Raw genomic sequence first — 26,763 nt, 5'->3', positions numbered from 1 at the left:
CCACGCATCGCCACCCGCCGCTATCGCTCCGTAAGCGCCCCGGGGTTGCCGGGGCGCTTACCTTCGCGCTTAATACTTCAATTACTTCTTCGCGCTCTTCACTGCTTTCTCGATACGCGCGCCCACATCGGCGTCGATCTGCTTCCAGTAGTCGAACGCACGTTCCAGCACCGGGCTTCGCACGCCCGCGAGTAACGCGCCCGACACTGTCTCGACGAGACGTGCCCGTGCGGCGTCGTCAAACACGTTGCGCACCAGATTTCCCGGTTGCGAGAAATCGTCGTCTTCCTTGTGCAGCGTGTAGGCGTTGCGCACCATGTCGCCGTCCGACTCCCAACCGTCTTCCGCCGCGCCGGTCTGATCGGCGTACGGACGTCCGCCGCTGTTCGGCACGTACGTCGGCGCATTGCCACTATGTTCGAACGCCATATGCCCGTCGAACATGTACGACTGCACGGGCACCTTCGGGCGGTTGACCGGCAGTTGATGGAAGTTCGTGCCGATGCGATTGCGCTGCGCATCGTTGTACGCAAACGCGCGGCCCAGCAGCATCTTGTCCGGCGACAAGCCGATACCCGGCACCGTATTCCCCGGCGAGAAGGCGGCTTGCTCGATCTGCGCGAAGAAATTCTCCGGATTGCGGTTGAGCGTCATCTTGCCCACCTTGATCAGCGGATAGTCCTTGTGCGACCACGTCTTCGTGAGATCGAACGGATTGAAGCGGTACTTTTTAGCGTCTGCATACGGCATGACCTGCACCGACATGATCCAGCTCGGGTTTTCACCGCGGGCAATCGCGTCGAACAGATCCCGGCGGTGGAAATCGGCGTCCTGACCCGACATCGTCGCCGCTTCGGCGTTGCTGAAGAATTCCATACCCTGTTCGGTATGAAAGTGATACTTCACCCAGAATTTCTCGCCGCTGGCGTTGACCCACATGTAGGTATGCGAACCATAGCCATTCATGTGCCGCCAAGTACGCGGCAGACCACGATCGCCCATCAGATAGGTGACCTGATGCGCCGACTCCGGATTGTTGGTCCAGAAATCCCATTGCATGTGGTTATCGCGCAGGCCCGAATCGGGCAAACGTTTCTGGCTCCGGATGAAGTGCGGAAACTTCATCGGATCGCGAACAAAGAAGATCGGGGTGTTGTTACCAACGAGATCGTAGTTGCCTTCGTCGGTATAGAACTTCAGAGAGAACCCGCGCACGTCGCGCCAGGTATCGGGGCTGCCGGATTCGCCCGCGACGGTGGAAAAACGCGCGAGCATCTCGGTTTTCGCGCCTTTCTTGAACAGTGCCGCCTTCGTGTAACGGCTCACATCCTCGGAGGTTTCGAAGACACCGAAGGCACCGGCGCCTTTGGCGTGAGGCTGGCGCTCAGGCACCTTCTCACGGTTGAAATGCGCCATCTGTTCGATGAAGTGAACGTCATGGAGCAACAGCGGACCGTCCGGCCCGACCGACAGCGTATTGCGATCGCTCGCCGCCGGGGCGCCCGCACCGGTAGTGGATCCGGTGTCGTGACGTTCTTTCTCTTTGCTCATACATACCTCCAGACATCAAGGTGGGTGGGGAGAGGGAGAGAATAGATTTGCAAGTGGTTCAAAGCATAATACAGGACGGTGACTTTGACCCATCAAGGCGATGCGCGTTGAATATTCGTCAACTTGTGACAGATCAACTCGCCCACGCGTTCCTCTCACCACCGCCTGAAAATCGCCGATGCGATTTCAGGCCTGACGCCCGGCCATCACCCCGCCGTCGACTGGCAGCACGGTGCCAGTAATCCACGATGCGGCGCCCGATGCGAGAAACAGAATCGCCTCGGCCACATCGCGCGGTTGACCGTTGCGGCCAAGCGGATGGAACGCGTTGAACGCGGGCAGTGTGGCTTTGACTTCGTCATCGCTCATGAACGTGTTGTAGACCGGCGTCTCGACCACCGCCGGCGCCACGGTGTTGATACGGATATTGAGTGGCGCGAGTTCGATGGCCAGATTGCGTGTGAGAGCATGCACGCCGGCGTTCGCTGCCGAGTACGCCGACGAAGGCGTGGCCCCGATGGCTTGCAACGCCCACAGCGAGCCGGTCTGCACAATGGCACCGCCGCCACGTTGCATCATTGCCTTGGCAGCCGCCTGTGCCATGAAGAACTTGCCCTTGAGGATGATGTCGACAAAGCCGTCGTATTCCTCCTCGTTCAGTTCCAGAAACGCCTTGGGACGGAAGACACCTGCGTTGTTCACCAGAATGTCGACGCCCCCGAAGGCCGACGTCGCCAGCTCAACTAACGCCGACGCCGTCGCCGGTTGAGCGATGTCGCTCGCCAGATATCGCACATTCGCGCCCGTCGGGTCGATTTGTGCGGCAGCCGCCGCGAGCTTGGCTGCGTCACGACCGCCGATCACCACGCGGGCGCCCTCGGCGACCAGACGTTTCGCCACTTCCTTGCCGATGCCGGATCCGCCACCCGTGATGATGGCAACCTTGGAAGAAAAACTTTTCATTTTGCTGACTCCTGAAGACAGTTCGGTAACTCGATAGATAACGCCGGACGTCGCTATGGCATGCGCCGTTACTGCACACCACCGTCGTCGTTCGATATCCACATTGTTGGCGTCCAACGAGGTCTTCACAAATCAGTTATTCTGCGTCGCATTGAAAGAAAATCTTTCCATCATGAAAGCACCGGTGTTCCTCAATGCGCTACGGGCATTCGAAGCCAGCGCGCGGCATCAGAGCTTTTCTGCCGCCGCTGCCGAGTTGAACGTGACGCCCGCGGCCGTCGGCCAGATGGTGCGCAGTCTCGAAGCGTGGCTGGGCGTACCGCTCTTCGAGCGCAGCAGCGCCGGGCGGGCGCGTCTCGTGCCGACGCAGGCCGCGCAGCGGGCACTGCCCGACATTCGCGACGGCTTCGATCGTCTCAACCTAGGGTTCGCCAAACTACGCGAAGGGTCTGCCGTCGGTATGCTCACGGTGACGGTCAGCCCCGCGTTCGCCGCGAAATGGCTGCTGCCGCGTATCGACGACTTCCAGAGCGCGTGGCCGGACACCGACGTGCGACTCGACACCAGCCTCAAACTGGCGGACTTCGTCGCGCAAGGCATCGATATCGGCGTGCGTTACGGTCAGGGGCGCTGGCCCGGGTTGATGGCCGAGAAGCTGATGGATGAACAGGTCTTTCCTGTCTGCGCGCCGTCGCTGCTGCGCGAGCATCCCACGTTGCAGCACCCGGAGGATCTGCGAGGCATGACGTTGATTCACGACCTGTCGGTGGATACCGCGGCGGGCTTCGTCACATGGCCATCGTGGCTGGATCACGCTGGCGTATCCGACGTGACCACGCGAGCCGGCCTGAAGGTCAACAACTCGGCGGCCGTGTTGCAGGCGGCTATCGACGGGCACGGCATCGCCCTTGCCCGCAGCGTGCTCGTACGTGACGATCTCGCCGCGCAGCGACTGGTGCGACTATTCCCCGAGGTGGATTGCGCATCGACGCTTGCGTACTACATCGTCTATCGCGCCGAGTGTGCGACGCTGCCCCGGCTGGCGGCATTTCGCGATTGGTTGAAGCAAGCCGCCAGCGACCAATGACGCGCGCCCAATAAAAAAGCGCCGTTCCTTCGAACGGCGCCTTCTCTTATTCAAGCGTCGCAACAGCGATGCGATTCATCCCATCCGCTTCACGCCGCCAACGCGCGGCACTGACAAAGTGCGCGCTCGAAACAAGCGATCGCAAAGTCGACCGAGGCTTCGTCGGTGAAGCGCCCAAGACTCACACGCACCGTGCGGCCTGCGGCCTCGCTGTCCACGCCAATGGCACTCAACACGTGTGACGGCTGACCCGAAGCCGAATTGCAGGCCGACGTCGACGAGACCGCCAGATTGGTGTTCAGCATGAACGTGAAGAACCCCGAATGATTCACTGTCAGGCTCAACGTATGCGCAATCCGACGGGCATTTGCCGCGTTATGCGTCACGTTGCCCAGCGAGAGAACCCCATCGAGCAAGCGGCGGCTGAGCTTGCCGATGCGCTCGTTATCCACCGTCATGCCGCGCATGGCCAACTCGCACGCCGTGCCCATACCGACGATCTGATGCGTCGCCAGCGTGCCCGAGCGCAGGCCGCGCTCATGTCCTCCGCCATGCATCTGCGGCGCGATACGCGCCATCACGTCCTTATTGACGTACAACGCGCCGATCCCTTTCGGCCCATAAACCTTGTGCGCCGACATCGACAACATATCGATGCCCATGGCCTTCACATCGATCGGCGTCTTGCCCAGCGCCTGCGCCGCATCCACATGCAATAGCGCGCCAGCGTCGTGCACCACCTTCGAGATGGCCGTCACATCGGTCAACGTGCCAAGTTCGTTATTGACGAGCATGAGCGACACCAGACCGGTGTCCGGCCGCAATGCGGCAGCCACCGTCTCCGCCGTAATTTCACCGGTGGCCGACGGCGTCACATACGTCACCGGGGAGCCCCGCTTTTCCAGATAGGCCATCGTGTCGAGAATGGCCTTGTGTTCCATCACGCTCGTCATCAGGTGCGGGCGCGCCTGCGCGAGTTCGGCGTAGCCCTTGAGCGCGAGGTTGTTCGATTCGGTTGCGCCCGACGTCCAGACGATCTCCGCCGTGTCGGCACCGATCAGCGCCGCCACCTGCGCACGTGAGCGCTCCACGAGTCGGCGGGCGGTCGTGCCGGCAGCGTGCGAACTCGATGCCGGATTGCCGAACACGCCGTCGACGCCAAGGCAATCGGCCATCGCCGCAATCACCGCCGCATCAACGGGAGTGGTGGCAGCGTAGTCGAAGTAGTGAAGTTGTTCTTTTTCGCGCATGATCGGGCTCCTGCAAAAATGTGCATCGATCGTACGCGCCGAAAACGAGAAAAGGCTTGCAAAATCACTCGCCTATTTCGACGATCAAGCCAATTTATTCCTCAAAAGAAACAAAATCTGGAAATTATTACTACACCACCCCAGATGGTGCGTCCGATCCCAAAAACCGTACGGTGACGGCCAGTCCACCGCCCGGGGCGTCGGCCAGCGTGACTTCGGCGCGATGCATGCGGGCAATCTCGCGCACGATGGCCAGTCCGAGCCCGGACCCGTCCACGGCTTGTCCGGTCGTTTCGCTGCGATAGAACCGCTGAAACACGGCGTCGTGCTCGTGCGCGGGGATGCCCGGTCCGTTATCGACCACCTGCAACACCGGTGCCCCATGTTCGACACCGACGCGCACGGTAATGACCGCGCCATCGCCTGCGTAACGAATCGCGTTGTCGATCAGATTGCCGCACATCTCGGCGAGCAATTCGCGTTGCCCCAACACGTCGACCACGCCGTCGTTCTCAAACCCGAGATCGATGCCTCGTGATCGCGCCACTGGCGACCAGTCCAGCGTCGTGTTGCGCGCGACTTCATCTAGGCGAAGCGGCACCTTCGCGGCCGGGGCACCGACGTCGGCTTCCAGCCGTGACAGCGACAGCAACTGCCGGACGCTTTTCGCCGCCTGCTTCACGGCCAGGTTGAGCCGCTCGACGCGCTCCCGTGCGCTCGCACTCAACGTCTCGCGCAAGGTCAGTTCCGACTCGGCCTGAATGATCGCCAGCGGCGTCTTCAACTGGTGCGCGGCGTCGGCAAAGAAGCGTTGCCGCGATGCCTGCATGCGCCCGACGCGCCCCACATACTGATTGATCGATTCAACCAGCGGCTCGACCTCCGTCGGCAAATCCACGTTATCGAGCGGCGTTGTGTCGTCTTCGCTGCGCGCGGCCACCTTCGCCGACAGCCGATTGAGCGGACGCAAACCGCGCGTCACCCCAAGCCACACGATCGCCAGCGCCAGCACCACCAGCAGCACTTCCTGCTGCAACGCCCCGGTCAGAATCTGGCGAGCGAGTTCGTGCCGTGACTCGGTGGTCTCGCCCACCACGATCCAGACCACGCGCGTCTTGGCATTCGGCACATCGTGCACGGGCAGTCTCAGCGCCCCCATGCGCAGCGCCTCGCCACGATAGGTCGCATCGTAAAACACCGAGTGATAGGGCTCCGGCGTGACCACCGAGGGCGGCAACGGCAAATCGTGATACCCGGTCACCGCCCGCTCGCCGTCTTCGCGAATCACGTAATAGATCTTGCCGCCGCGATCCGACTCGAACATCTCCAGCGCTAGGTACGGCAGGTTGACCTGCACCTCGCCATCGATCAACTGCGTGCCCTCGCGAATTGATTTGATCGAGAATTCCAGCGACCGGTCGAACGCGGAATTGGCGGCACTCATCGCGCGCTGATACGTGAGCCAGGTATCGAGCGCGAGCAGTCCGAGCAGCGGGAACAGCAGCCAGAGCGCCAGTTGGCGGCGAAGATTCGGTTGCGGCATCAGGCAGAAGGGCTCAAGGGGGCGCTAGGGCGCGCGAAAGCGCACGCGATTACGACGCCGTAGGTGTCGTGGGGACGGCGGGCGCCGCGTCGGGTTTGGCTTCCAGCAGATAACCGAGTCCGCGCAACGTGACGATGGCGACACCGCTGCCTTCGAGCTTCTTGCGCAGGCGGTAGACGTAGATTTCGATGGCGTCCGGATTCACCGACTCGTCGATGCCGAAGAGTTTCTCCGACAGCGCTTCTTTATTGATCGCCCGGCCACCGCGCAGAATCAGCACTTCGAGCACGGCGCGCTCGCGTTTGGTCAGCGCGAGCAATTCGCCATCGAGACGAAAACTGCGCTCCACCCCATCGAACACGAGCGGCCCACAAGTCACGTCGGCGCTCTCATGCCGCTGCGACCGGCGAATCAATGCCCGGGCGCGGGCCTCCAGTTCATCGAGTTCGAAGGGTTTCGACAGATAATCGTCGGCCCCGAGATTGAGCCCCTTCACGCGGTCTTCGAGCGAGCCGTGGGCGGTGAGAATCAGCACCGGCACCATGTTGCGCCGCTGACGCAGCCGGCGCAGCAGCTCAAGGCCATCGAGGCGCGGCAGGCCCAGATCGAGGATGACGAGCGAATACTCCTGCGTGCGCAGCACGTGATCGGCAGCTTCGCCATCGTGCATGCAATCGACGGCGAAATGCGCCTGCGTGAGGGCTTCGGCAAGGGATTTGGCCAGACTCGGATTGTCTTCGACAAGCAGGATGCGCATGAAAAGGGACCAGACCCTAGGGAAATCCATGACCCGAAAAACCGCTCATGGGCCGGATTCGACACGAAATCGAAAGCGAATTGAAAGTTCCGGCAAATTACCATGCGCCACGAGAAAACGACAAACCCCGTTCAAGGGGTCTCTGGAGGAAGACATGAAGCAAACGCAACTGCTTGGGCGCTGCGTGGCCGCTGCCGCACTGTTCGCGACCGGCCTGTCCGTCGCTCACGCGCAGGTGCCCGCCGGATACCCGGCGAACTATCAGGCCACCATCGACGGCGCCAAGAAAGAAGGCAAGCTGATCGTGTACTCAGTGACCGACACCGCCCTCGTGCGTCCGCTCATCAAGGACTTCGAGGCGCTCTACGGTGTGAAGGTCGAGTACAACGACATGAACAGCACCGAGCTGTACAACCGCTACATCAGCGAGTACGCCGCCAACAGCACCAGCGCCGACGTGCTCTGGAGCTCAGCCATGGACCTCCAGGTCAAGCTCGTGAACGACGGCACGATGGCGAGCTACGAATCGCCCGAGTCATCGCACATCCCCCAATGGGCGCAGTACCAGAAGCAGGCTTACGGCACGACCTACGAGCCGCTCGCCATCGTCTACAACAAGCGTCTGCTGCCGGCCGACCAAGTGCCGCAAACGCGTGTCGAACTCATCAAGCTGTTGCAGTCGGACCCGGCCAAGTTCAAGGGCAAGGTCACGACCTATGACATCGAGAAGTCCGGCGTGGGCTTCAACTACCTCACGCAAGACGCGCGCGTGAACCCGGAAGTCACGTGGGAACTCGTCGGCGCGATGGGTGCCCTCAACCCGAAGCTGCAATCGAGCACGGGCGCGATGATGGAGCGCATTTCGTCGGGTGAGAACCTGATCGGCTACAACATTCTCGGCTCGTACGCGTTTGCCAAGGCGAAAAAAGACCCGTCGATCGGCTACGTCTACCCGCGCGATTACACGCAGGTGGTGAGCCGTCTGGTCACCATCTCGAAGAAGGCCAAGAACGTCAACGCCGCCAAGCTGTGGGTCGACTACCTGCTCTCGAAGCGCGGCCAGACGCTGCTCGCGAATCAAGCCAACCTGTTCTCGATCCGCGCCGACGTGGAAGGCGAGACCTCGATGGCCAACCTCACGCAGCAATTGGGCGCTGCGCTCAAGCCGATTCCGATCGGTGCGGGCCTGCTCGTCTATCTCGACCAATCCAAGCGCCTCGAATTCCTGAAGCGCTGGCAACAGTCGATCAAGCGCTGATCAGTCTGGCGCAGCCAGTCTTGCTGCGCCGCCGGTCCACCTGATGCACACGATTCACCCAATGCACCTGTAATTCTGGCGGCCGCGCACGCGGCCCGCCTCTCCCCAAGCCATTCTCGATATGCGCCCTGCGTGGCGCAGGGAGACCTTCATGCTGTCGTCTACTACCGACACCCGCTCTGCGGTGCCGTCCCCACGCTCGCGCGCTGGCGTGCCCCATCTTGTTGCGTCGCCATGGCGTGCGCTCGCGGCGACCTCGCGCTGGATGGTCATCGCCGTGCTCACGATTGCCGTGCTGCTGCCGCTGTCGTTCATCGTCGTGCAGAGCCTGCTGTCGGCGCCATTCTTCGATGCGAACCGCACGTTCGGTATCGACGGTTACCGCTTCATTTTCACCGACCCCGACTTCTGGTCGGCGGTGAAAAACTCTTTCATCATCGCGTTCGGGATGCTGTTCATCTCGATCCCGCTCGGCGGCATTCTCGCGTTCCTGATGGTGCGTACCGATCTGCCGGGCCGCCGCTGGCTCGAACCGTTGCTGCTCACGCCCGTCTTCGTCTCGCCGATGGTGCTCGCATTCGGCTACGTGGTCGCCGCCGGCCCCGTCGGTTTCTACTCGGTGTGGTTCCGTGAACTCACGGGCATGGATGCGCCGTGGTCGGTCTATTCGATCTTCGCGATCACCGTGATCGTGGGCCTCACCCACGTGCCCCACGTCTACCTCTACTCGTCGGCTGCGCTGCGCAACCTCGGCTCCGACGTGGAAGAAGCCGCCCGCGTCGCCGGTGCGCGCCCGTTCCGCGTCGCACTCGACGTGAGCCTGCCGATGACCATGCCTGCGCTACTGTTCGCGGGCGTGCTGGTGTTCTTCCTCGGCTTCGAAGTCTTCGGTCTGCCGCTCGTGCTGGGTGACCCTGAAGGTCACCTTGTGCTGGCGACCTACCTGTACAAGCTGACCAACAAACTCGGCGTGCCGTCGTATCACCTGATGGCGGCCGTGGCGATGTGCATCGTGGCGATCACCTTCCCGCTCGTGTTGTTGCAGCGTCACTTGCTCAAGCGCGCCAACAAGTACGTGACGGTCAAGGGCAAGGCTGGACGGCAAACCGTGCTGCCGCTGGGCGTGTGGCGCTGGATTGCGCTGGGCATCGTCGTGACGTGGCTGCTGGTGACGGTGATTGTGCCGATCTCGGGCATCGTGCTGCGCTCGTTCGTCACGCACTGGGGCGAAGGTGTCGCGATCGCCGAAGTGCTCACGCTCTCTAATTTCGAAGAGCTGTTCGAGCAAGACAACCTCGTGCGCGCGATTCTCAACACGCTCGGTATCGGCGTGATCGGTGGCGCGATGGCCGTAGGTTTCTATTCGCTAGTCGCCTTCGCCGGACACCGTCGCAACGACTGGGCGGCCAAGCTGCTCGACTACATCGTGCTGCTGCCGCGCGCCGTGCCGGGCCTGCTCGCGGGTCTGGCGTTCCTGTGGATCTTCCTCTTCGTGCCGGGCCTGAAGGAACTCAAGAACTCGATGTGGAGCATCTGGGTGGCCTACACGGTGGTGTGGCTCGCCTATGGCATGCGACTCATCCAGAGCGCCCTGCTGCAAGTCGGCCCCGAGCTGGAAGAAGCGGGCCGCAGTGTGGGCGGCACGCGCAGCCGCGTGAGCCTCGACGTCACACTGCCGCTGGTGCGTTTCGGTCTGCTCGCGGCATGGCTGCTCATTTTCATGATTTTCGAGCGTGAATACTCCACCGCCGTCTATCTGCTCTCGCCGGGCACGGAAGTGATCGGCTCACTGCTTGTGTCGCTGTGGGCGACCGGCGCAGTCGATCAGGTGGCCGCGCTCTCTGTCATCAACATCGCGATGGTCGGCGCCGGTCTGGGCGTGGCGTTGCGCTTCGGAGTCAAATTGCATGGATAAGCTCGTCGTCGACAACCTCTTTCTGAGCTATGGCACCAACCCGATCCTCAAGGGTGTGTCGTTCGAACTCAAAGCCGGTGAAGTCGTGTGTCTGCTCGGCGCATCGGGCAGTGGCAAGACCACGCTCCTGCGTGCCGTCGCCGGTCTCGAACAGCCGTCGGAAGGCCGCATCGCGCTGGACGATCAGGTCTTCTTCGACGGTGCGAAAGGCATCGATTGCCCCGTCGAACAACGCTCGCTCGGGCTGGTGTTCCAGTCGTATGCGCTGTGGCCGCACCGCACGGTGGCCGATAACGTCGGCTACGGCCTGAAGCTGCGCAAGGTCGGTGCAACTGAGCGCCGTGAGCGCGTGCAAAGCGCGCTCGATCAACTGGGCCTCGGCCATCTTGCCGAGCGCTTTCCGTTCCAGTTGTCGGGCGGTCAACAACAGCGCGTGGCCATCGCCCGCGCACTCGTCTACAACCCGCCCGTCATTCTGCTCGACGAGCCGCTCTCGAACCTCGACGCCAAGCTGCGCGAAGAAGCACGGGCGTGGCTGCGCGAGTTGATCGTCTCGCTGGGTCTGTCGGCGCTGTGCGTGACGCACGACCAGACCGAAGCCATGGCGATGTCCGATCGCATTTTGCTGTTGCGCAACGGCCGCATCGAGCAGGAGGGCACCCCGGCAGAACTGTACGGCTCGCCACGCTCGCTCTACACGGCGGAGTTCATGGGCAGCAACAACCGCATCGACGCGACCGTGAGCGCGGTCGATGGCGAGTTCGTCACGTTGGCAGGCGACGGCTTCGCCTTGCAGGCCCGTGCCCGCGACACGCTCGCACCGGGTCAGGACGCGCAGGCCGTGATTCGCCTTGAGCGCGTGCAAGTGGCCGATGGCCCGGGTCACAACCGCGTGGGCGCGCAACTCGTCACGTCGATGTATCTGGGCGACCGCTGGGAATACCTCTTCCATTGCGGCGCGCTGCGCTTCCGCGCGTTCGGTCACGTGCCGCGCGACCCCGGCCATCACTGGATCGAATTCCCGGCCAACGACTGCTGGGCGTTTGCACAATCCAACGCCTAAGCCCGCCCTACAAGACCGGAGACAGACGCAATTCCAAGCGACGCGTGGGCGCTCTCCCGCGCAATACCAAGAGAAACAGAAGAAAGAGGAGACAACAATGAAACGAAGCAGTATCGGTCTGGCCGCAACGACGGCACTGGGCGTGCTGGGCGCCGCGCTGGCCAGCCAGGCACACGCACAGTCGAATGTGACGATTTACGGGATCGTCGACGCCGGCGTGGAGTATGTGAACCATGCGAGCGACAACGGCGGTGCAGCACGTGCCGTATCGGGCGGCAAGAACACGTCGCGCTTCGGCTTCAAGGGCTCGGAAGATCTGGGCAACGACCTCAAGGCCGTGTTCCAGTTGGAAAGCGGTATCAATCTGGTCAACGGCCAGTTCGATGACGGCCCCGGCGCGATCTTCGATCGCCGCGCCACGGTCGGCCTGTCGCAGAAGAAGTGGGGGCAAGTGACCATCGGCCGTACGTTCACGACGACGTACGACTACATGCTCCAGTTCGACCCGATGGGTTATGCACCGAACTACTCGTGGGCCACCAGCTCGACCGCCACGGGCGCCCGCAAGGACGGCCTGTTCTCGCGCTCGGCCAACGCCGTGCGCTACGACGGTGAATTCAACGGTCTGAAACTCGGTGCGATGTACGGTTTCGGCAACGTGCCGGGCAGCATGAAGACCAGCTCGAAGTACGACTTCGCCGTCGGCTACGAGAACGGTCCGTTCGCCGTGGTGGCGACGTACGACCGCCAGAACGGTGCAGGCACGAGCACGAGCCCTGCCGACACCACCGACTACATTCAGGGCATTCACGCGGGCGCGAGCTACAGCTTTGGCCCCGCGAAGGTCATGGCTGGGTACCGCAACTACAAGAAGACGTTCATCACGGCGGGTACGGCATCGCTGCGCAGCGATATGTACTGGCTGGGTGGATCGTACGACTTCACGCCGGCCTTCACGCTGTATGGCGCTATTTACCATCAGGACATCAAGGACGCGGGCGATGCCGACCCGACGCTGATCTCGCTGCGCGCGCAATACGCGATGTCCAAGCGTACGTCGTTGTACCTGTCGGGCGGCTACGCGTTTGCGAAGCACGGCCAGAAGGTCAGCCTGTCGCGTGACCTCGTCGGTGCCGCCGACACGCAGGTCGGTGTGACCGCCGGTATCCAGCACCGCTTCTGATCTCGTTGCGATTGAATCGCTGACGTTTTTCCTCAGGTGACGGCCTGACCATAGCGGGGGGTACCGCTAAACGCGCAAGTCAGGCCGTTACCGTTTTTTTATTTCGCGAGTCGCGTCTGCCACAGGCGCGGTTTGCCTTCCCAAGCGGCAAAGCCTTCCACGCGGCGGCCCACCGCCCACGGCTCAACACCGTTGCTCAGCAGGATGAGCGGCACCTGATCGAGCATCATCGTGTGCAGTTGGTCGAACATAGCCTGCCGTTTCACAGGGTCGGGTTCCTCGCGGCTTTGATCGATCAGCGCCAGCGCACGCGGGTCTTCCCAGACCTTTTGCGGCTGTTTCGTCTTGTCGCCCGAGAACTGCTCATAGCTCAGCGCCGGGTCGATGCGCGACGAATACGAGAACGAGCTGATTTGATACGCGCCGCTGTAATAACGATCCAGTTGCGTCGTCCACTCCAGCACTTCGATCACCGCATTGATCCCCACCGCCTGCATCATGGCTTGCGCGATAACGGCGATGGTGTAGCTCGGCACGTTCACACGCTTGTTGGCGAAGATCACGATCTTCTGGCCCTTGTAGCCCGCCTCTTTCAGCAGACGTTTGGCCAGTGCCGGGTCGTACGTGTAGCTCTTCTTCTGCGTCGCGTCGTAGTACGACGACGTCGTCGGCACCGCCGATGAATTGGGGCCGCCGTGACCTTCCGAAATGGCCTCGGCGATCTGCGGGATATCGAGCGACGCGGCAATCGCCTGCCGCAGCTTCTGATTGCCGACCACCGGATCGCGCGTCTGGATCAGCAGCGCGTTCTTCGACGCCAGTTGGCCGACGATGATCTTGAGCCGCTTGTCGGCCTGAAGCTCCACCACGTCCGACGGTGCAACACGTGCGACGGACAACGCGCCCGATTGCAGCCCGGCCTTGGCGCTCGCCGTGTCCGGCACGATGGCGAACTTCACCGCATCGACCAGCGGGGCTTTCGCACCCACGTAGCCATCGGGACGCGTGCCCGGCGGCGACTTGTATCCGGCATACGCGTTCATCATCACGTACTCGCCGCGCTTCCACTCCGTCAGCTTGAACGGCCCCGTGCCGATGGGCTTGTCCCACGTGCCGTCGGGCTTCAGCGAGGCCTTGTTGATCACCGCCGTCATGCCGCAGTAGGTGCGTGCCAGCGTGTCGAGGAACAGGCTTGCCGGGCGGTTGAGCTGCATCACTACGGTGTACGGATCGGGCGCGCTGACCTTCGTCACCTTCAGGCCCTTGCGGCCATCGAACTCATCCAGACAGGCCCAGCCCGTCTTCGGGTTCGTGTAGCGCTGCCAGCTCCAGAGCACATCGGCCGACGTGAGCGCCGCGCCGTTATGGAAATGCACGTCGCGGCGCAGCTTGAACGTGTAGGTCATGCCGTCTTTCGAGACGTCCACCGATTCGGCCAGCAACGGGGCAACGGTGCCGTTCTCGCGATAACCGACCAGCCCTTCGACCACATGCAACACGACAGCATCGGTCATGTCGTCGCGATTCACGCCGGGGTCCGTCGAGCGGATATCGGCGGCAAGCGCCACGTTAAGCGTCTGCGCGAACGCCGCGCCCGGCAGGCACAGCGCGCCGGCCAGTGCCATCGCACCCACGGCGCGCACTCCCGGGAGATTGCGAACGACCTGCCAACCAGCCAACGAACGATCTCTCATTTCTTCTCCACGGACGACTTGGTTTTGACGGTGCCACGCGACGGGCTTGCCTTGCCGGGCTTAGCCGGTTTGGCGGGCGTAGCCGGTTGTCGCACGTGCGCCGCGATGACGCGTTGCAGCGCCTTGAGATCGCGGGCTTCGACGGCGTCAACGATGGCAAAGTGCTCAAGCGACGACGCTTCGATACGCGCGCGCGTGCGGTTTTGCGTCGCCATGCCTGACGGCATGCGCGTGCGCAGTTCCAGAATCAGTTTGGGCAGTTCTTTGTTCTGGCATGCGGAGTACAGCAGACCGTGAAATTCCGCGTTGACGGGGTGCATGTCGAGCACCGTACCGTCAAAGGTCAGCGCATGAAACTGCTCGGCAAGCTCGCGCAACCGGACAATCTGCGCCGGGGTCACGTGATCGATCAGATCGGCGGCCGCCCCGAGTTCCACGATGACGCGCATCTCGCGAATGTCATGCAGACGGTCGGTGTCGATCGACTCGATGTGATAGCCGCAGTTGGGCACATGCGCGGTCACGCGCATGACCGTCAACTGATCGAGTGCGCGCCGCACTTCCAGACGCGTCACGTCGTAGCGGGTCTGCAAATCGATCTGCTTGAGCCAGCTGCCGGGCGTAAGCACGCCCGCTTGAATGTCTTGGACGATGCGGTCCACCAGGTTTTGCGCGCTTTTTTCGGTACTCATATTGCCGATGTCTCCGGTCCACACGAACGCTGACGCAGGGCGACACCGCCACCGGACGTGGGCGTGAGCATCGGTATCGCGCGCAGCAATTCGCGAGTGTATTCGTGTCGCGGCGTGTCGAACACTTCGTCGCGTGTTCCTTGTTCGACAATGGCGCCGTCGCGCATCACGATAACCCGGTCGGCCAACTGTTCCACCACGCCCAGATCGTGGCTGATGAACAGGCACGAGAAGCCATGGCTGCGCTGAAGTTTGGCGAACACTTCGAGCACTTGCGCGCGCACCGTGACGTCCAGCGCAGAGACGGGTTCGTCGGCAATCACGAACGACGGCCGCCGAACGATCGCACGGGCAATCGCCACGCGTTGGCGCTGTCCACCGGAGAGTTCGTGCGGCAACCGTGTTCCGTGGGCGGTTTCAAGCCCGACTTCGGTGAGCACTTCATCGACACGGTTCTGCACGTCGGCGCGCGACAGCCCCGATACGTGACGCAGCCCTTCCCCGACCAACTGACGCACCGTCATTCTCGGATTGAGTGAGGCGCTCGGGTCCTGAAACACCATCTGGCAATTCAGGCGGTATTCACGCCATGCGGCATCGGAGCGATGGATCGCGCGGCCATCGAACAGAATCTCGCCGCCGGATGGTTGAATCAGCCCGGCAATGGTGCGGCCCAGCGTCGTCTTGCCCGACCCTGACGCCCCCACCACCGCCACCACTTCACCCGGGCGCACATGGACGCTGACGTCCTTCAGCGCCTGCTTGCGTTCGGTCTTCGAGAACAACCGCTGACGCCCCGCGTATTCGACTGACAGCCCTTTCACGTCGACCACAGGTGCGAGCGTAATCGGCTCACGTGCGGGCAGCCGATGCGGCATCGCCATCAACAGCTTGCGGGTGTACGGCTCACGCGGCGCGGCGAGCACATCCGCCGTCGTGCCACGCTCTACCACCTTGCCGCGCTCCATCACCACCATGCGCTCGGTGTAACGCGCCACCATCGGCAGATCATGGCTGATCATCAGCACGGCAGTGTCGTGCTCACGGGTGAGCGATACCAGCAACTCCAGCACGTCGCGCTGCACGAGTGCGTCAAGGGCGGTGGTCGGTTCATCAGCAATCAGCAAGGCCGGTGCCAGCAACATCACCGACGCGAGCATGATGCGCTGGCGCATACCGCCCGAGAACTCGTGCGGCCACGCCGTGAGCGCCCCTTTGGGGTCACGCATGCCGATACGGTTGAGCATGTCGAGAATGCGCTCGTTGCGCTCGGCCGCCGACATCTTCGGGCGATGCAGACGCAACGCCTCGCCCAACTGCCGCCCGATGGTCATCGACGGATTGAGCGACGTCATCGGCTCTTGAAACACCATGCCGATACTGCCGCCGCGCAACTCGCGCAGCCGCTTCACGCTGGCCTGCGCCATATCTTCGCCGGCGAACACGATGCGTCCACCTGCCCGCACCACCGGCTCGGGGTTCAGGCGCAACACGGCGCGCGCCGCCTGCGTTTTGCCGCTGCCCGACTCGCCCACGATGCCGACGATCTCGCCCGGGGCGATGTCGAACGACACGTTGGAGACGATCTCGCGGCCACCCTGACCGATCGTCAGCGTGAGGTTTTCCACCGAAAGCACCGACTTCGCGGGGATAGCGCGTGCATCGGGTGCGGCAGACACGTTCAGAGAAGACGACGAATGCGGCATCGCAGAGGGCCCGGACGAGAGGTCGATGTGCTCGGAGAGCTCGGTACGCGCAAGGCTCATTTCATCCCCCGCATGCGTGGGTCGAGGCGATCTCGCACGGCATCGCCGGCGAGGTTGATGGCCAGCAGCGTGAGCGCGATGCACAGGCCCGGGAAGATCGACAGATAGCTTGCCTGCGAAATAAACGGACGGGCCGACGCGAGCATGTTGCCCCACGTGGGCGCGGGCGGCGGTACGCCCAGACCGAGGAACGACAACGCGCTCTCGGCCAGAATCACCCAGCCGAACATCGACGTCGCCAGCACCGAGATCGGTGCAATGCAATTGGGCAGCACGTGACGGAACATCGTGTACAGATCGGAATTGCCGAGCACGCGCGACGACTCCACGAATTCACGTTCGCGCAACGACATCACTGCACCGCGCACCACGCGCACCACCGACGGCGTGTACGCCAGACACAGCGCGAGCACGATGCCGTACTGGTTCGGGCCGACGATGGTCAGCAGGCCGAGCGCCAGCAGTAGCCCCGGAAACGCCAGCATCGCGTTGTTGAACGTCATGATGATGCGGTCGGTCCAGCCGCGGGCGAAGCCCGCCAGCAGGCCGATCGTGCAGCCAAGCACGATGGCGAAGAACACCGTCAGCGAGGCGATCAGAAAGCTCGTCGCCGCGCCGCTGAGCAGTCGCGACAATTCGTCGCGGCCAAACTCGTCGGTACCCAGCAGGTGCACACCGCCCGGCGGATGCAGTCGCGTGGGGAAATGAATGCGCAGCGGATCGAACGGCGTCCATACCGCGCCGAGAATGGCGCAGATGACCAGAAACGCGAGCAGCAGGCCACCAATCGTGGCGTTGGAGAAGAGGCGTTTTCTCATTGCACCGTCACCCGGGGATCAAAGAGGGGATAGCAGAGATCGATCACGAGGTTCACCACGACGTACACCGTCGCCACACACAGCAGACACCCCTGAATGACCGGATAGTCGCGGGCGAAGATCGAGTCGACGAGCAAACGGCCAAGCCCCGGAATAGTGAACACCGTCTCCACCACGGCAATGCCGCCGAGCAGGTTGCCGAGCACCAGCCCGATCAGCGTCCACGTCGGGCCGAACGAATTACGGAACACGTGATTCATCAGCACCGCACGCTCAGACAACCCCTTGGCGCGGGCATGGGTCACGTAGTCGAGACGCAACACGTCGAGCGTGCTGGCGCGGGCCATGCGAATCAGCACGCCGATTTCATGCAGAAACAGCGTCAGAATCGGCATGACGAGATACAGCATCCCGGCGCGCCAGTCGTCGGCAATCGACACGTAGCCCACCACCGGCAGCCATTGCAGCTTCAGCCCGAAGAACAACAGGATCAACAGACCCAGCCAGAACGCGGGCATCGACACCAGCAGCGTGGCACCGCCCACGAGCAACAGATCGGGCAGCTTGTTCTGCTTCCACGCAGCGATCATGCCGGCGGGCACCGAGACGAGTGCCGCGAACAGCACGGCACACAACACGACCTGCGCGCTGGTGATGAAGCGCGCCCAGACCAGCGAGCGCACCGGCTCACCGGTGGTGATCGACGTGCCCAGATCGCCGTGCAGCGCGCCTGAGAACCAGATCCAGAACTGCGTGGTCCACGGCTGGTCGAGCCCCATCTTGACGCGCATGGCGGCAAGCGAGACCGGATCGGCCAAGTCGCCGAGCAGCAACTGCGCGGGGTCGCCCGGCACCAGCCGGATCATCACGAACACCGACACCGTCACGATCAACAGCGTGGGCGTCGCGGCGAGAATCCGGGACAACAGAAAACGAAGCATGTTCGCGCTCCCTAGTTAGGACGACCGCGTGGGACAACTGCGGGGGCTGCAACGGCGCTGGTGGCGCTCGCGGCGCACATCGGTGGCATCGGCGGAATCCGTCAGTGACCGGCCAACGGCTCAGGCTTCGCCGCGCTTCTTGCGCAGCACATCGGCAAAGAAGTCCTGCACGGCGGGCACGGCCAGCATGCCGTTGTGCGGCATGTTGTCGATCACGTCGAAGGTCACGTCGACACCCGCGCGTTCGAACGAATCGCGCAGCGACGCGAGGCGCTCCTGCCGATTGGCACCGGCGGAGTTAGCGCCCGGCATGAAGTGCGGGCCACCTTCACGGTGCGTGATTTCCCACGTTTCGAGGTCGGCTTTACCAACGACCATATGCACCGGAACGCTGCGCAGCGCATCGAGATCGAGCGCCTTGCCGAAGCGTTGCTGCATGTCGCCAATGCCGACCCACCAGTTCTGCTGCGCGTCGAGCAGCGTGACCGAACCCGGCGCGCCGATCGACAGCGCCCACAGACGCTCCGGATGCAGATAGCCGAAGCGATTGACGAACTGACCACCGCCGGAATAGCCAAACAGCCCGAACTTGTCGAACGACGCTTCGTATTTGCGGCTGACTTCATCGACCATGCCCAGCAACACGTCGTCGTAGCGAATGTCCGCTTCCACCAGATGCTTGAAACCGCCGGGGTTACCGTCGCCGCGCACGCCGACCGGGAACAGCGGGCACAGGATCAGGCAGTCTTGCCAGCGGCCGAACTCGGCGAACGCATCGCGATAGTTGGTGAACTGGCGGCCCGTGCCGTGCACGACAACCACCAACTCAACGCGATTGCCGGGCTGCGTGATGGCCTTCGGGACATACAGGGCGTAGGCAAAGCGCGGATCGCCCGCGTAAGAGAAGATCGTCGTCGAGCCGAGGTCGTAAAGGTTGCGGGTGCGAGCTTCGGTGCTCAAATTGGCGGCGTCGGTAGTGGTCTGGGTCATGGTTGTTGCGAAGTATTTTTCGAATCTATGAATAGGAGCGGCTGCTGGCGGGATCGGGCGCGGTGACTGGCGCCCGCGATCGCCTTACGCTTCGAGCAGCGTCGGCTCGCCTTCGAGGCGATAGCGCGTGAACACGCGGTTGAGGGCGGGCATCGGTGCCACGTCCATCTCGCCGACGGCGGGTTCCATCACGACCATCGCCACGGAGGCCGTCATCGAGTGGCGCACCCCTTCGCGCGGCGGACGGCACACGGAGAACGGCGTGCCGAAATCGTCGAACAGCGCCTGCTTGAGGCTGTCGCGCGAAATCATCGGCGTGCTGTTGAGCAGCTTGCGCACGCGCCAGTCGCGGTAGTAGCTGTCGGCCGAGTTCTCGCAACCGGTATCGACCAGCTTCGTGCGCGCGACCGGGCTCACCCAGTGGTTCGCGTGCACGATCAGTTGATCGTCGCCGGGGTACAGCGGAAAAGCTTCGTTGGTGGTGCACTCGAAGTCGATGGCAAACCCTTGCGCCATGCCGAGCATGATGTTGTTCGAGCACGACTTCGGCGTGGTCGCGACGGCCTTCAGGGCATTCGCGAACACCGGCTGGTCAAGCACCTTGCGGCGAAGGATTGCCAGCGGCACGCCCAACTGCTTGAAGTCGCGGTCCGATTCCAGATAGTTGGCAGTGATGGAAACGCCTGCGCTGTTCATACCGCTGCGCGCCAGACCACCGGCTTCCACGAACGTCAGAAAGTCAGGGCCGTCGTCGCGTTGCACACGCAGCACGACGCCGGTGTTCACGCAGTCGGCGCGCCAGTCCCAGTTCTGAGCGTGCAGCAAATTGCCGCTGGCCGAGCGCTCCGGCAGCACGATGGCGCCGGTGCAACCGTCCTGAAGTTCTTCGCCCTCTGCGGTGGCCTGATCGGCGCGGGCCTTGGCCAGCACTTCCGTGCGGGCGTTGATCATCACGATGTCGGCGAACGACACGCCGGCGCCATCGGCAATGCCGTGCATCTCGTCGAGATAGGTCGGATCGACCGTGCCGATATGCCCTTCAAAGTGCTTGAAGAGCGCTGCGCGGGCGCTGGCGGTGTAACCCAGTTCGTCGATCGTGCGGCCGTACATGGCTGCGCTCGCGCGCACACGGTCTTGCGCCTGCTTGCCGTACTGCACGCCCCGGTCGTAAGGGCGGCCGCTCACGGAAATGAAGGGAAACTGAGGAAACTGCTGGAATGTCGTCATAGCGTGACTAAGCTCCGGAATAGCGAAACCTGTGACATCGACCCCATCGGCTGCGACGTTTGCACAGATACCGGCATGATTTAGCCAATCATATTGGCGCCAAAAACGGGAAAAAAATTATTTACGTCGGTGTTTACGCTGACCGTTCCCCGGTGCCCAACGTCGCTCGCATGAGTGCGGCAATCTCACGGCCACCGGCGTCTTCGCGCGATTCCAGTGCAGCAATCACGCCGTGTTTGTCGGCATCGCTGTGGTCCTGATTGAGCTTGAGCGCCCCGTCCAGCCGCGAAACTTTCATGACAACCCCTGCGATTTTCGGCAGGCGCAATGCGGTCTGTTCGGCGGGGATTCCGGCGAAGGTCCACTCCCCTGCAATCGGCCCGTCGAACGTCTCGACCACACGATCGAGGATGTGCTTGATGCCGTCGGCGTCATCAACCACCTGAATGTCGCCATACGCGTGAATCGCGGCGTAGTTCCACGTGGGGAACGTGCGCTTCTCGTCGTACCAGCTCGGCGAGATATAGGCGCTGGGGCCCTGAAAGATCACCATGGCGTGGCAGCCTTGACTCAGGTCGCCGTACTGCGTGTTGCGGCGCGACAAATGGGTGGTGAGCAACGTGTTGCCGTCGGCGTCGACGTCGATCAGAAACGGCAAATGTGTTGCCGTCATGCCCGACGGGCCGAACGTGACGAGCGCGGCGAACGGCCAGCGGCGCATGAGCGAGCGCAGCGTCTCGGGGGAGTTTTCTTGATAGGGTTCCGGGCGGTACATCAGCGATCCTGTTCCTGTAGGCAGACGACTTGAATTGGGGGGATGGCGCGGAGGTGGGTCATGCGCTCACCCGCTGTCTGATCCATTCGGCCTGCTCCGCGAAGGCCCGGTCGCTGACGCCAGCGATCGACACGGCTTCGAGAAAGCTGTGGATGGTGCCCGGGTAGACCGTCGCGCTCACGGGCACACCGGCATTGCGCAGCCGGTCAGCCATCTCGATGTTCTCGTCGTAGAGCGGATCGAGTTCGGCAATCGCGAAACAAGCGGGCGGCAGGTTATCGAGGCTCGCCACAATCGGGCGGCAGCGCGGGTCTGAGAGCTCGTCGCGGTGATTGATGTAACGGTTCACGAAGCACACCATGTCGTGCGACGAGAGCGAATACTCGCCGCCTCCGAAGCGGGCAAACGAGTCGCGCCACGGAATCATGTCGAACGCGCCGTAGTTGAACACCATGCCGCGCGGCAGATTCTCCCCCGCGTCGCGCAATTGCAGCGCGGTGCCCAGCGACAGGTTGGCACCGGCGGAGTCGCCACCGATGAGCAGCGCCTGTGCGTCGAGCCCCAGCGTGTCGGCGTGGCGATGCAGCCAGCGGGTGACGTCGACAATCTCTTCGAGTGCGCGTGGGAAGCGGGCTTCCGGCGAGCGCGAGTAGTCGATGCCCACCACCGCTACGCCCGCGCGCGCGGCGTATTCACGCATCACACGGTCATGGGTGTCGAGACTGAACACGACGAAGCCGCCGCCGTGCAGATAGATCAACGCGGGCAACGACGCCTGTTCATGAGGGTAATAAACGCGGATGCGCACGTCGCCGTGCCTCGTTGGCACAGCGCGCTCGACGGTGCGATGCATCTGCGGGCCACCGCTTGCCCAACGGCGACGAATCACTTCGAACGCCTCGCGCGCTTGCGCTGCGGTGCCGAGGTCCCAACGCACGAACGCTGCGCCGTCTTCGCTTTGCAACGCCATGAAGCGGGTCATGTCGGGATCGATCGGCGAGGGTCCGGGATCGTCTGCGGCATGAAGTAGGTGAATCTCTTTATTCATTTTCCGGTTCAGATGGTTAGTGTGGCAACAGGGCCAAATGCGTTGGCAGATGAAATGTCATGCCAATGACAACGAACCGAAAAAATTTTAGAGTTCCAAAAATCAAGTCGCCGCGTGCGCAGGGACATCCAGTAGCGAAATCGGGCCAACATCCAATGCAGAAAAGTACTCACTCCGTCGACTATCAGGATTTGCCACGGCCCGTCGCGGTCATGGTTTCCGATTTCAGCGACTCCACACTGCTCGACGCAGACCCGCCACACTCGCATCCGCGTGCGCAACTGCTCTTCGCCGTCGAAGGCGTGTACACCATCGAGACCGCCACCGGCACGTGGCTCGTGCCACCGCATCGCGCGGCGTGGATTCCCGCTGGCGTGACGCACAACTGCAACGGCCGGGGTCAGGCCATCCTCGCGTGTTCGCTCTACATCGACCCGGCGGTGTCCAACCAACTACCGAACGAGTGCTGCATCATCGAAGTCTCCACGCTGCTGCGCAGTCTCATCTCCGAAGCTATCGACATCCCCTCGCTCTATGAGCCCGAAGGCCGCGACGGTCGCGTGATGTCGTTGATCGTTGACGAGATTTGCCGGGCACCGACCGTGCCGTTGCACCTGCCGATGCCGCGCGATCCACGCTTGCTGCGCATCTGTCGCATGCTGTTAGCGGAGCCGGGGAACGACGGCGATCTCGATGACTGGGCACGCGTCGGCAACGTTGGCCGCCGCACGCTCACGCGCCTGTTCCGCAGCGAGACGGGTATTACGTTCTCGCACTGGCGTCAGCAATTGCGACTGATGGTTGCGCTCTCGCGTCTTGCCGCAGGCGACGCCGTCACAACCATTGCGCTGGATCTTGGTTATGAAAGCCCGAGTGCGTTCACGTCGATGTTCCGCACGGCCATGGGCCGCACACCCAAGGAATATCTCGGCGGACTCGCTCAGACGCCGGTGGCGCGCCAAGGCGCAGACTAAAAGGTCTCCCTCGCAGGCGCGCCCTACCCCATCGTCAGAACCGGTGACGAACACCCGCCACGGTGCCGAACTGGTTCTGCCCCGCGATCACGTTCACCCCCATCCCGCCGACGCCCAGATTCGAACCATTGCGGTTGAGCGCATACGACATGTTCCAGTACAGGTCGGTGCGCTTCGACAGGTAGTAGCCCAACGCCAGCACGAACGATGTCGGGTCTTGATTCGAGCCGACGACATCCGTGTGATACACCGCGCCCGAGAGCGTCAGTGCGGGCGAGAAGTGTTGCGTGACGCCCGCCCAGTAGAGATGCGTGTGCGTTTGCGTGCTGCCTACGGTCTGTTGCAGATAGCGGTACGCCGCGTAGAGATCGGTGCTGGTCAGCTTGTAGGCGATACCGACAATGACGCGTCGTGCTGTATCGTCGGCGGAGTCGATCGAGGTGCCCTGACGCTGGTCGTACACGAGGCCGACGTCGAGCGGACCGCTCTGGTACATCACGCCCGCCCCCATATCGCGACCCACTTTCGAATGGCCCGGCACCTGCGCACCGTTGGGGATGGTCGAGTCATAGCCGCTGCTGTACATCGTCGAGAACGTGAGTCCGCCGAACTTGCCCGTGTACTTGACGGTGTTGTCGGTGCGCGCGGCGAGATACGGGTCGTGCGAGTAAGCGGAGTACGACGCGGCGTAGAACATCGGGTCGTAGCGAATGGAGATGTCGTAAAGCAGGTTCTGCTGACGCCCGAGCATCACCGTGCCGAAGGCGCCACTCAGGCCGACGAACGACTTACGGCCGAACTCGCGCCCGCTTTGCCCTAAAACACCCGTGTTGGCGCTGAAGCCGTTTTCCAGCACGAAGATTGCCTTGTAGCCGCCGCCAAGGTCTTCAGTGCCGCGAATGCCCCAGCGCGAGCCAGCCATATTGCCCGAGGTTTCGCGCACGAGGGTGGTCTTGCCACCGTTCGCACCGGGGACGTTCGTCAGCGCTTCGATACCGAGGTCGACGATCCCGTACAGCGTGACATTCGATTGCGCATGCGCGCCGGAAGTGAGTGCAGCAAGCGTCCCCAAGGCAACGCCAAATCGGCAAAAGTGATGTTTCATGTCGGTCTTCTCTGTAAGTGAAAAATCAAACTCTCGCGACGCCCGCACTTGTGATTCGCACGATGGCTTTTTCGATAAAACTCGCGAGAGCGTGGCTCATGAAGCGTTGCTCGACTGCTCACTGCGACACTTCCGGAACTGATGGTAGGGGGCTGTTTTTTTGACCGCCCCGCCTACGAGGTCATCAAATCTCGAAATCGGGCCACACTTGAAATCGCGGCTTTTTTCAGATTTTTTACGACCGAATGCACCACCGTTGACGTTCGACGTTGGTTTAACTTAGGTATACGACTTAATTTAAATGGCCGAACGAATCCCGCCTGCGGCGCGGGTAACGCGCGCGGGATACGGAACAAACCAGTGGGTGGGTTCTCTAGCGTTCGACTAGTGGTTTGATGTCTTCTCTAACCATTCGAGAACCCTATGAGGGTGTTACTGACATTGACGCCGATGTCTTCGACGCAGTAGCCGCCTTCCAGAACGAAGAGCGTGCTTCGGGCGGTTTTCGAGATCGCACGGCCGATGCTCAAATAGTCTTCACTCTCCATGGTGAATCGACTGATCGGGTCTTTCTTGAAGGTGTCGACACCCAGCGAAATCACCACCGCATCGGGGGCGTATGCCGCGATTCGATCGCATGCGTGGGTGAGTGCGGCGCGATAGTCGGCCCAGCCTGTGCCGTGCGGCAGTGGCAGATTCAACGTGTAGCCGAGACCATCGCCGATGCCGCGCTCTTGCGCGTGGCCATAGAAGTATGGATACGACTTGTCAGTATCGCCATGAATCGAAACAAAGAGCACGTCGTCGCGCGCTTCGAAGATGCTCTGTGTTCCGTTGCCGTGGTGGTAGTCGATATCGAGAATCGCCACGCGTGACGCGCCGCTATCGATGAAGCCCTGCGCGGCGAGTGCAGCGTTGTTGAGATAGCAGTAACCGCCCATCGCTTCGCGCGACGCGTGATGACCCGGCGGACGACACAGCGCAAACGCGCTCGACGCGCCCTGTGCAACGACACGCATCGCGGACAGCGCCACGTCTGCGCTGGTGCGTGCGGCTTCCCACGTGCCCGGTGTGATGGCAGCGAAGGCGTCGGCGGCGTAGAAGCCCAGCTTTCCTTCGATATGGGCGGGCTCGACATCCGACGTTGCGCCACGTGCGGGCCACACCAATGGCAAGGCGTGATGGGTGCGTCCGTCTTCTTGCCAGATGCGCCATGCGTTTTCGAGAAAGTGAACGTAGCGCTCGCTGTGCACGGTCATGTAAGCGCGGCTGTCATGGCGTTCGGCGAGTTGGCATTCGCCAAGTTCGGCGGCGCGAATCGATGCGAGAACATTGGCCGCGCGCGCGGGAGATTCCACGCTGGGGTGTTGCTCGCCGTTCACCCATTCGGTGCCTTGGTGAGTCAAATGTGCGTCGCTGTAGAGGGTGAGCATGCGTGACTGAACTGATGCGAAAGGACGAAATCGATTGAATCGGACAGGCACCAGTATGTGGATCGGGACTTGAAATTGCTTTGCTTTTCTTTTTGTCTGACTTAGATTTTTTGTAAAAATCGACTCATCGGCGAGACAAATGAAAAACAATCGACTCTATTCCGAGCTAGATGCCACGGACCGGCAGATTCTGAGCCGTTTGCAGGAGGACGGCAGCGTCTCTACGGCGCAACTTGCCGATGCGCTGTCGCTAAGCGTGACGCCCTGCTGGCGACGACTCAGGAAGCTTGAGGACGAAGGATTCATTACCGGCTTTCAGGCGAATCTTGATCGACGCCGGATGGGATTCGGTTTGCTGGGCTTCGTGCAGATCGATTTCGACATTCATACCGATCACGACGCACCCGCGCAGTTCGAGCTGGCGATTCAGCAATGCCCGGAGGTCCTGTCGTGTCACAAGGTGACAGGGCAAGCCGATTACATGCTGATGGTGGTGAGCGAAGATCTCGACGCGTATGGCGTCTTTGTCGATACCGTGTTGAAGATGCTGCCGGGCGTGACGGGCATTCACTCGACGTTGTCGTTGAAGGAAGTCAAGGCGTCGAGTCGTGTGCCAGTGCGGTGAGGGATGGGGTGATGTGCTGATTCCGTGATGCGTTGTTTCGTCGATTTGACGATTTGATGCGACGGAAATGACACTGCCCGCAGCGGCGTGCGGGCAGTGGTGATG

General features: G+C 62.3%; 22 protein-coding genes and 1 pseudogene. 7 read left to right on the top strand and 16 right to left on the bottom strand.

What is annotated here, in order from left to right; genetic code table 11:
* Positions 1 to 81 precede the first annotated feature (81 nt).
* On the bottom strand, positions 82 to 1,551 hold the full coding sequence (locus tag AT302_RS01750; protein WP_058376937.1) for a catalase: 1,470 nt from the start codon (positions 1,549 to 1,551) through the stop codon (positions 82 to 84).
* 186 nt (positions 1,552 to 1,737) lie between these two features.
* Complete coding sequence (locus tag AT302_RS01745; protein WP_058376936.1) at positions 1,738 to 2,514, bottom strand: SDR family NAD(P)-dependent oxidoreductase; 777 nt, start codon at positions 2,512 to 2,514, stop codon at positions 1,738 to 1,740.
* 172 nt (positions 2,515 to 2,686) lie between these two features.
* Here AT302_RS01745 and gcvA point away from each other — a divergent pair, with 172 nt between their 5' ends.
* Positions 2,687 to 3,601 (top strand): transcriptional regulator GcvA, encoded by a 915-nt coding sequence (gcvA, locus tag AT302_RS01740; protein WP_058380028.1) that lies wholly within the window; start codon positions 2,687 to 2,689, stop codon positions 3,599 to 3,601.
* A gap of 92 nt (positions 3,602 to 3,693) precedes the next feature.
* Here the strand turns inward: gcvA and AT302_RS01735 are convergent.
* The 3 genes and pseudogenes from AT302_RS01735 to AT302_RS01725 all read right to left on the bottom strand — a co-directional run.
* A pseudogene (locus AT302_RS01735) lies at positions 3,694 to 4,851 on the bottom strand (cysteine desulfurase family protein); the annotation flags it as partial.
* A 130-nt stretch (positions 4,852 to 4,981) separates the two neighbouring features.
* The gene (locus AT302_RS01730; RefSeq protein WP_058376934.1) at positions 4,982 to 6,394 is read right to left on the bottom strand and encodes a sensor histidine kinase; all 1,413 of its coding nucleotides are present in this window, start codon (positions 6,392 to 6,394) and stop codon (positions 4,982 to 4,984) included.
* A gap of 49 nt (positions 6,395 to 6,443) precedes the next feature.
* Complete coding sequence (locus AT302_RS01725) at positions 6,444 to 7,151, bottom strand: response regulator (protein WP_058376933.1); 708 nt, start codon at positions 7,149 to 7,151, stop codon at positions 6,444 to 6,446.
* Positions 7,152 to 7,305: 154 nt separating this feature from the next.
* Here AT302_RS01725 and AT302_RS01720 point away from each other — a divergent pair, with 154 nt between their 5' ends.
* The 4 genes from AT302_RS01720 to AT302_RS01705 all read left to right on the top strand — a co-directional run bounded on the left by AT302_RS01720 (position 7,306) and on the right by AT302_RS01705 (position 12,570).
* On the top strand, positions 7,306 to 8,409 hold the full coding sequence (locus AT302_RS01720; protein WP_058376932.1) for an ABC transporter substrate-binding protein: 1,104 nt from the start codon (positions 7,306 to 7,308) through the stop codon (positions 8,407 to 8,409).
* Positions 8,410 to 8,560: 151 nt separating this feature from the next.
* Positions 8,561 to 10,324 (top strand): ABC transporter permease, encoded by a 1,764-nt coding sequence (locus tag AT302_RS01715; protein WP_058376931.1) that lies wholly within the window; start codon positions 8,561 to 8,563, stop codon positions 10,322 to 10,324.
* Entirely contained in the window at positions 10,317 to 11,387 is a 1,071-nt protein-coding gene (locus AT302_RS01710) for an ABC transporter ATP-binding protein (RefSeq protein ID WP_058376930.1), read from the top strand. Before AT302_RS01715 ends, AT302_RS01710 begins: the two co-directional genes overlap by 8 nt.
* Before the next feature lie 97 nt (positions 11,388 to 11,484).
* Positions 11,485 to 12,570, top strand: coding sequence for a porin (locus tag AT302_RS01705; RefSeq protein WP_058376929.1), 1,086 nt, complete (start codon positions 11,485 to 11,487; stop codon positions 12,568 to 12,570).
* 98 nt (positions 12,571 to 12,668) lie between these two features.
* On the opposite strand, the gene AT302_RS01700 is transcribed toward AT302_RS01705, so the two are convergent.
* From AT302_RS01700 to AT302_RS01660, 9 genes are all read right to left on the bottom strand, one after another.
* The gene (locus AT302_RS01700) at positions 12,669 to 14,195 is read right to left on the bottom strand and encodes an ABC transporter substrate-binding protein (RefSeq protein WP_058380027.1); all 1,527 of its coding nucleotides are present in this window, start codon (positions 14,193 to 14,195) and stop codon (positions 12,669 to 12,671) included.
* 65 nt (positions 14,196 to 14,260) lie between these two features.
* On the bottom strand, positions 14,261 to 14,956 hold the full coding sequence (locus AT302_RS01695) for a GntR family transcriptional regulator (RefSeq protein ID WP_064675018.1): 696 nt from the start codon (positions 14,954 to 14,956) through the stop codon (positions 14,261 to 14,263).
* Positions 14,953 to 16,722: an ABC transporter ATP-binding protein gene (locus AT302_RS01690; RefSeq protein WP_237172043.1), complete on the bottom strand. Its 1,770-nt coding sequence runs from the start codon at positions 16,720 to 16,722 to the stop codon at positions 14,953 to 14,955. The genes AT302_RS01695 and AT302_RS01690 overlap by 4 nt, the downstream gene beginning before the upstream one ends.
* Positions 16,719 to 17,540, bottom strand: a complete 822-nt coding sequence (locus tag AT302_RS01685; protein WP_058376928.1) for an ABC transporter permease — start codon at positions 17,538 to 17,540, stop codon at positions 16,719 to 16,721. Before AT302_RS01685 ends, AT302_RS01690 begins: the two co-directional genes overlap by 4 nt.
* Positions 17,537 to 18,481 carry an ABC transporter permease gene (locus tag AT302_RS01680; RefSeq protein ID WP_058376927.1) on the bottom strand — a complete coding sequence of 315 codons (945 nt, stop codon included), beginning with the start codon at positions 18,479 to 18,481 and terminating at the stop codon, positions 17,537 to 17,539. Before AT302_RS01680 ends, AT302_RS01685 begins: the two co-directional genes overlap by 4 nt.
* 120 nt (positions 18,482 to 18,601) lie before the next feature.
* Positions 18,602 to 19,471, bottom strand: coding sequence for a hypothetical protein (locus AT302_RS01675; protein ID WP_058376926.1), 870 nt, complete (start codon positions 19,469 to 19,471; stop codon positions 18,602 to 18,604).
* Between the two features lie 84 nt (positions 19,472 to 19,555).
* Positions 19,556 to 20,698, bottom strand: coding sequence for a C45 family autoproteolytic acyltransferase/hydolase (locus AT302_RS01670; RefSeq protein ID WP_058376925.1), 1,143 nt, complete (start codon positions 20,696 to 20,698; stop codon positions 19,556 to 19,558).
* 133 nt (positions 20,699 to 20,831) lie between these two features.
* On the bottom strand, positions 20,832 to 21,473 hold the full coding sequence (locus AT302_RS01665) for an FMN-binding negative transcriptional regulator (RefSeq protein ID WP_058376924.1): 642 nt from the start codon (positions 21,471 to 21,473) through the stop codon (positions 20,832 to 20,834).
* Between the two features lie 58 nt (positions 21,474 to 21,531).
* Complete coding sequence (locus AT302_RS01660) at positions 21,532 to 22,455, bottom strand: alpha/beta hydrolase fold domain-containing protein (protein WP_167365771.1); 924 nt, start codon at positions 22,453 to 22,455, stop codon at positions 21,532 to 21,534.
* Positions 22,456 to 22,676: 221 nt separating this feature from the next.
* On the opposite strand from AT302_RS01660, the gene AT302_RS01655 reads away from it, so the two are divergent.
* Positions 22,677 to 23,495, top strand: coding sequence for an AraC family transcriptional regulator (locus AT302_RS01655; RefSeq protein WP_064675017.1), 819 nt, complete (start codon positions 22,677 to 22,679; stop codon positions 23,493 to 23,495).
* A 34-nt stretch (positions 23,496 to 23,529) separates the two neighbouring features.
* Here the strand turns inward: AT302_RS01655 and AT302_RS01650 are convergent, their stop codons facing one another.
* Entirely contained in the window at positions 23,530 to 24,600 is a 1,071-nt protein-coding gene (locus AT302_RS01650; RefSeq protein ID WP_058376921.1) for a porin, read from the bottom strand.
* A 404-nt stretch (positions 24,601 to 25,004) separates the two neighbouring features.
* Positions 25,005 to 26,033: a histone deacetylase family protein gene (locus AT302_RS01645; protein ID WP_058376920.1), complete on the bottom strand. Its 1,029-nt coding sequence runs from the start codon at positions 26,031 to 26,033 to the stop codon at positions 25,005 to 25,007.
* A gap of 139 nt (positions 26,034 to 26,172) precedes the next feature.
* On the opposite strand from AT302_RS01645, the gene AT302_RS01640 reads away from it, so the two are divergent.
* Positions 26,173 to 26,658: an Lrp/AsnC family transcriptional regulator gene (locus AT302_RS01640; RefSeq protein WP_058376919.1), complete on the top strand. Its 486-nt coding sequence runs from the start codon at positions 26,173 to 26,175 to the stop codon at positions 26,656 to 26,658.
* Positions 26,659 to 26,763 lie beyond the last annotated feature (105 nt).

The organism is Pandoraea norimbergensis, assembly GCF_001465545.3.
In the GTDB taxonomy this organism is placed as follows: domain Bacteria; phylum Pseudomonadota; class Gammaproteobacteria; order Burkholderiales; family Burkholderiaceae; genus Pandoraea; species Pandoraea norimbergensis.
This window is presented reverse-complemented; position numbering and strand designations above follow the sequence as displayed.

Excerpts from the sequence above, each read along its gene's own strand:
- AT302_RS01750 (WP_058376937.1), bottom strand. The coding sequence starts at position 1,551 with ATGAGCAAAGAGAAAGAACGTCACGACACCGGATCCACTACCGGTGCG.
- AT302_RS01745 (WP_058376936.1), bottom strand. The coding sequence starts at position 2,514 with ATGAAAAGTTTTTCTTCCAAGGTTGCCATCATCACGGGTGGCGGATCC.
- gcvA (WP_058380028.1), top strand. The coding sequence starts at position 2,687 with ATGAAAGCACCGGTGTTCCTCAATGCGCTACGGGCATTCGAAGCCAGC.
- AT302_RS01730 (WP_058376934.1), bottom strand. The coding sequence starts at position 6,394 with ATGCCGCAACCGAATCTTCGCCGCCAACTGGCGCTCTGGCTGCTGTTC.
- AT302_RS01725 (WP_058376933.1), bottom strand. The coding sequence starts at position 7,151 with ATGCGCATCCTGCTTGTCGAAGACAATCCGAGTCTGGCCAAATCCCTT.
- AT302_RS01720 (WP_058376932.1), top strand. The coding sequence starts at position 7,306 with ATGAAGCAAACGCAACTGCTTGGGCGCTGCGTGGCCGCTGCCGCACTG.
- AT302_RS01715 (WP_058376931.1), top strand. The coding sequence starts at position 8,561 with ATGCTGTCGTCTACTACCGACACCCGCTCTGCGGTGCCGTCCCCACGC.
- AT302_RS01710 (WP_058376930.1), top strand. The coding sequence starts at position 10,317 with ATGGATAAGCTCGTCGTCGACAACCTCTTTCTGAGCTATGGCACCAAC.
- AT302_RS01705 (WP_058376929.1), top strand. The coding sequence starts at position 11,485 with ATGAAACGAAGCAGTATCGGTCTGGCCGCAACGACGGCACTGGGCGTG.
- AT302_RS01700 (WP_058380027.1), bottom strand. The coding sequence starts at position 14,195 with ATGGCACTGGCCGGCGCGCTGTGCCTGCCGGGCGCGGCGTTCGCGCAG.
- AT302_RS01695 (WP_064675018.1), bottom strand. The coding sequence starts at position 14,956 with ATGAGTACCGAAAAAAGCGCGCAAAACCTGGTGGACCGCATCGTCCAA.
- AT302_RS01690 (WP_237172043.1), bottom strand. The coding sequence starts at position 16,722 with ATGAGCCTTGCGCGTACCGAGCTCTCCGAGCACATCGACCTCTCGTCC.
- AT302_RS01685 (WP_058376928.1), bottom strand. The coding sequence starts at position 17,540 with ATGAGAAAACGCCTCTTCTCCAACGCCACGATTGGTGGCCTGCTGCTC.
- AT302_RS01680 (WP_058376927.1), bottom strand. The coding sequence starts at position 18,481 with ATGCTTCGTTTTCTGTTGTCCCGGATTCTCGCCGCGACGCCCACGCTG.
- AT302_RS01675 (WP_058376926.1), bottom strand. The coding sequence starts at position 19,471 with ATGACCCAGACCACTACCGACGCCGCCAATTTGAGCACCGAAGCTCGC.
- AT302_RS01670 (WP_058376925.1), bottom strand. The coding sequence starts at position 20,698 with ATGACGACATTCCAGCAGTTTCCTCAGTTTCCCTTCATTTCCGTGAGC.
- AT302_RS01665 (WP_058376924.1), bottom strand. The coding sequence starts at position 21,473 with ATGTACCGCCCGGAACCCTATCAAGAAAACTCCCCCGAGACGCTGCGC.
- AT302_RS01660 (WP_167365771.1), bottom strand. The coding sequence starts at position 22,455 with ATGACCCGCTTCATGGCGTTGCAAAGCGAAGACGGCGCAGCGTTCGTG.
- AT302_RS01655 (WP_064675017.1), top strand. The coding sequence starts at position 22,677 with ATGCAGAAAAGTACTCACTCCGTCGACTATCAGGATTTGCCACGGCCC.
- AT302_RS01650 (WP_058376921.1), bottom strand. The coding sequence starts at position 24,600 with ATGAAACATCACTTTTGCCGATTTGGCGTTGCCTTGGGGACGCTTGCT.
- AT302_RS01645 (WP_058376920.1), bottom strand. The coding sequence starts at position 26,033 with ATGCTCACCCTCTACAGCGACGCACATTTGACTCACCAAGGCACCGAA.
- AT302_RS01640 (WP_058376919.1), top strand. The coding sequence starts at position 26,173 with ATGAAAAACAATCGACTCTATTCCGAGCTAGATGCCACGGACCGGCAG.